This window comes from Bradyrhizobium sp. URHD0069, assembly GCF_000701345.1.
In the GTDB taxonomy this organism is placed as follows: domain Bacteria; phylum Pseudomonadota; class Alphaproteobacteria; order Rhizobiales; family Xanthobacteraceae; genus Bradyrhizobium.
Genome location: NZ_JNIJ01000104.1, coordinates 1 through 4680 on the forward strand (window position 1 = coordinate 1; position 4680 = coordinate 4680).

Sequence of the window (4680 nt, forward strand, 5' to 3'; positions counted from 1 at the left end):
TGTCCACTTCACGCCGACTTCCGCATCATGGATCAATCAGGTCGAGCGCTGGTTCGCTGAACTCACCAGAAAGCAAATCCAGCGAGGCGTTCACACCTCCGTCAGACAACTCGAGGCCGACATTCGTACCTTCATCGACCTGCACAACAAAAACCCAAAACCCTTCAAATGGACCAAGTCGGCCGACCAGATTTTGGCTTCAGTCAAACGCTTCTGTCACAAAGCTCAGCAAACTTTATGTGGCGAATTTTAGATTCACGTAACTAGAACGGCCAGAGCGAAACAAAACAGCCCGATCATTCCGCCAGCTTAGGTGATTCCATCACGTCATCAACCTGGACAAGGTTTTCGGTACACACAAGCACGATCACTCCACGTCGGGCCGCGAATCTATGCCGGATGGAATTTTTGGAAAGCACAGGCCTCCGGCATTCCGGCCCACTACCCCAGCAGCGTAGCCCAGGTCCGCGGCCCGACGATACCGTCGGGAACGAAGCCCTGCTCGCGCTGGAATTGCCGGACTGCGGCCTCTGTGATCGCATCGAACGTGCCGGTCGCGGCTACGCCGACCTTGCTCTGGATTTCCTTGACCAGGTCACCCGTGGCGCCGCGTCTCAACGTCGGACGGTCCGCGCCGTCCGCGGCAGGGATCACCGAAGGGTCCGGCGCGCTGCCAGACATGATGGCAGCCACCTGCATCCGGAAATCGTTCATGTCGAACGTCGGGTCGTTCTTGCGGCCGAGTGGCAGCGCGTACTCCTTATGGCCGGCGCACATGATCGAATTGGCCCGAATCTTCTTCAAGATCGCCGCGACGCCGCGGCGGTAGGAATCCACTTGGGTCGACGGCCAAGGATCGCTGGGCAATCCTGTGTTCTCGGCCTCGATTCCGATGAAGCTCATGTTGCCGGTCGAGATGCCCTGCCAATTGCCAACGCCGGCATGATTGCAGCGGCCGGCGGCCACGACGAAATAGGTGCCATCGCGCCCGAGACCGAGCTGCGCCAGCGGTCCGGGCAGGTCATCGCGCCCTTCGGTAATGATCCGCAGGCTGGGCATGTTGTTATTCCTCGCGCCCGCGGTGTGGTGACAGATCACACCCTTGATCGGGCCGATCTCGCCGCGACCGCGATTCTTCCAATCCGGCTGCTCGGCGACCCTAAGGCCCGCGTCCAGCAGAACTTGCGCCAACCACGTCAATGAAAAAGCCATGCTACCCTCTCCGACGGCACGCAACTAAACGGTCGATCGATGATGGCTTCGCTTTCCTCGAGCGTTATCGACGGGCGCTTCGTCCGCGCTTTCCTTTGACTACCTCCACACCGCCTCTTGCCGGCGGAAGCTCGTGGTCGGGAGTCGCGTCGCTTTCACGGAATTCGAGGTCGCAGCCGTCAACGTCGTCGTCTCTATGCGCGTTCGCGGCCGCTGATGCCCTAGCGCCGCGCTTTACAACGGTGCTTGCACTTGTTGTCTTCTTCGCCATTTCGTCCCCCTTGCTCTGCTCGTGAACAAATTCGAGCACGCGAAATTTTATCCGGATTCCGCAGACGGCTGGCAAGTTATATTCACGCATTTCCGACCTTCTCGCAAGACAGACGCGAGGCGTGTATGACTAACAGCAGCTGTTGGAGCCTCAAGAGGTGGGTAGCTGACCCGGCCATTTTCCTTGCCATAGGAACACAGTCCTCTGCGACAATGACACCATAATCCACGCTTCTCGCGCCTGCCCGGCGAGCGCCAACGGCGGTGCAGAGATCCCTCCCGTTGCACGAAGATCGCGTTCATATCTTCATCATCAGCATACCGTTAAGCGCTACAATCATCTGGTTCGCTACTGTAACCGACTTCGTTCGCATCGGAGATAGTCAGCTGGTACTCGGTAGTCTCGCTGGCTTTCTCGAGCGTATAGCGACGGATGCTCATACCATTCGAGAGGGTCAGTTCTCGGGTCTTGGCGTCGAAACTGTAAGCCCAGATCACTGGACGCCTTTTGGATGTCTCAGAGTCGACCACAAGCTCTCGCACATGAGTTTTCTTGATGCGGAGAATCGAGCGCGAGCCCATTACGCCGCCATCTTTTGAGTACCAAACCGAGCCGACCATCGCTCGGGCGACTTCCTTAGGCGTGCTCATTTCTCCAATCAGGTCGGAGAGCATGAGGTTGCCGGCGAGTGCTTTGCGGAGAGCTTTGGCCGAAGTCGACTTGCCTGTTACGACTTCGTTCCTGAGATGGGGGGAGAGCTTCACGGCGACGCCCATTTCTGAAAGAATGGTCGACTGGTAAGCGTCCGCTTCGCAGGTGTTTCCGGTATTTCGTTGTTTTGCCAGTGAAACGGCCTTCGCCCATGCGGAGCGCGCAGTTTGTTTGTCTTTTTCGCTGTTGACTCCTGCATTCGCGAGAGAGCCGCTGAGAGCAACCAGCCAAACGATAAAGAGGGGCATAATGTACCGCGCAAGCATCCCCGATCTTTCCTTTCCGTCCTCACTTGGCGATTTGACCTCACCTGTTCCCCGTCAGCGCCCATGAGACAAACTGAGGGTCTTCACGAAGGGAGGATTTCTGGTTCATCGTAGCCGCAAGGAGCGAAAATGAAACTGAAATTCGGGCCGGATAAAGCGCCGGCAGTACGAGTGCTGAAGGACATTCGGCGTGAGACACGCCGGCAGTACTCCAAGGACTCGTCTGCGCTCCTTCCCCGCTATCAAGGTAGCGGGCGATCCAGAGGGCACTCAGTGACTCTCCAGAGTCCAGCAAATGGCATCAGTGAAATTACCCACGAAATCCCATGATGCGGGCGGTGAACCTGCACAATCGCCGGTTTCGCGTGGGTCTACGAGGCCCACAGGTGCTTTAGGGTCGCGGATGTTCTGTGGCCGCTGGTTTCGGGGCATTGGTGGCCTGCCAAAGCACTTCAATGCGCGCTTCATGAAGCTCAAAGCGGCAGCTTTATCGCGGGATTTGGTGACATAGAACTCAGTACCTCGCCCTCGTGATCAACCGCTCGCCACAGGTAGTGCATCTCGCCATTGATCTTCACGTACATCTCGTCGAGATGCCAGCGCCACTGCCGGAAGCCACGCAAATGCGAGACGCGCTGCCTGCGAATCTCACCGGCGAACATCGGCCCGAACCGGTTCCACCAGAGCCGAACCGTCTCATGGCAGATGTCGATCCCGCCCTCGAAGAGCAGGTCTTCCACTTTCCGCAACGACAGGGGAAACCGGACGTACACCACCAGGCGGATCACCTCGGGTGATGAATTGAAGCAGCGAAACGGGTTGGCAGGCTTGCTCATCCGAACTGGCCAGCAGCACCGCCCTGCCCCGCCCGGTTTGCTTTGACAGTGCCGCGACCGCCTACGGCCTGTTGCCTGGCTTAAGCTGCAGCGGTCCACTGTCGACATACAGCAGACGATGGCCTCTTCAGGCGGAGGTCCATCTGGGTTCATGTCGCACATTGCATGTGTTTGATCTATGATGTAATGTTACAGGTGATGCCGCCCGATCATGCACGAGGAGATACCTCATGGGCGAGCGCAACTTGCTAGTTGATGTTTATTCCGGAGATCTTGGTGGCCAGCCAAATTGGCAGGCTGTAGTAGATGCGCCCAATTTCGTCGGCGGGATAATCAAGGCTACTGAAAGCGTCTCCTTTACCACTAACTGGTTCAAGACGAACTGGGGCGCTTTTAAGGACATAGGTGCTGATCGATACGGGACAACTTGGTTCCGCGGCGCATACCATTTTCTCAAATTTGATCATGATGGAGCGGCGCAAGCTGACTTCTTCTTGGATACCGTGGATAGCGCCGGCGGGTTTGACGTTGGCGATATCATCCCAATTGTGGATGTTGAACTCGGCAACGATGGGAAGCCGGATGCGCAGGGTCGGACCAAGCCACGCAATTCCAACTGGGACGCATCTGCACAGCAAATCATAGACTGCACAACTGCCTGGGCGGAGCGTGTCAAGGAACGCTCGGGGCAAGAGGTCATGCTCTATGGCAATGGTGCAATGCGCGACAAGTCGATCAACGATCGAATGGGTTGCGATTGGCTTTGGATTCCGCGCTACACCGCGACCTTGCCCGCTGAGATGTACGAGCGCGCTGGCTGGACGCTCGATCGTGTAGCCATGTGGCAATATTGCGGTGATGGAGCTGCGGCACTGCCGGGTTATCCCCGCCAAATAGAAAATTTCGGGAAAGTCGACATCAGCGTCGTTCTATTCGGCACGCTGTCAGACTTTTTGAACAAAGTGTGCGCCCAGGTGATCACTGTCGATCGGTAAATTGTACGTGTCCGGTTGCCCGATGCTTACATCATAGGAGCTGCCGCAATTGGTACGGCGAGGCCATTTACGGGAGGGAATGCCATGCCCACTTTAAACGAACTTTCAGAAGCGCTCCGCGCCCAGTTAGTGGAAATCCTCATTGGTGGCGACGATGAGCTGAAACCGTCGTCCAACTCGTTTGTGACTTGGTTCTCGCCTGGCGTTCCGTTCGAGGCAACCGACTTCGACTTCGCTTCAAAGGGCCTCGGATCGGGAGCCACAGCAGAAGAGGAAAAGCGGCTGCTCGACCAGTCTTACCTCTTCTCAACACTCGTAGACTTTGCTCCGGATGCATCCGGACTGCTCAATCTCGATCAACAGCAGACCATCTATCGCTCCGCGCAAAA

The 4680-nt window shown here is 57.0% G+C and carries 5 protein-coding genes and 1 pseudogene; 3 read left to right on the top strand and 3 right to left on the bottom strand.

Translation table 11 applies throughout. The features are described from left to right. A pseudogene (locus tag N554_RS0130240) lies at positions 1-253 on the top strand (IS630 family transposase); the annotation flags it as partial. A 188-nt stretch (positions 254-441) separates the two neighbouring features. Here N554_RS0130240 and N554_RS0130245 read toward each other — a convergent pair. The 3 genes from N554_RS0130245 to N554_RS36760 form a co-directional block, all read right to left on the bottom strand. Then, positions 442-1212: a peptidoglycan recognition protein family protein gene (locus N554_RS0130245; protein WP_036054664.1), complete on the bottom strand. Its 771-nt coding sequence runs from the start codon at positions 1210-1212 to the stop codon at positions 442-444. Positions 1213-1806: 594 nt separating this feature from the next. Then, positions 1807-2460: a hypothetical protein gene (locus N554_RS0130255; RefSeq protein WP_029586864.1), complete on the bottom strand. Its 654-nt coding sequence runs from the start codon at positions 2458-2460 to the stop codon at positions 1807-1809. A gap of 473 nt (positions 2461-2933) precedes the next feature. Continuing rightward, positions 2934-3296 (bottom strand): DDE-type integrase/transposase/recombinase, encoded by a 363-nt coding sequence (locus tag N554_RS36760; protein ID WP_197033805.1) that lies wholly within the window; start codon positions 3294-3296, stop codon positions 2934-2936. 230 nt (positions 3297-3526) lie between these two features. Here N554_RS36760 and N554_RS0130265 point away from each other — a divergent pair, with 230 nt between their 5' ends. Together N554_RS0130265 and N554_RS0130270 are read left to right on the top strand one after the other, a co-directional pair. Continuing rightward, positions 3527-4291, top strand: a complete 765-nt coding sequence (locus tag N554_RS0130265; protein WP_029586865.1) for a glycoside hydrolase family 25 protein — start codon at positions 3527-3529, stop codon at positions 4289-4291. An 84-nt stretch (positions 4292-4375) separates the two neighbouring features. Then, positions 4376-4680: hypothetical protein (locus N554_RS0130270; RefSeq protein ID WP_029586866.1), on the top strand; the 305-nt coding region annotated here is incomplete at its 3' end.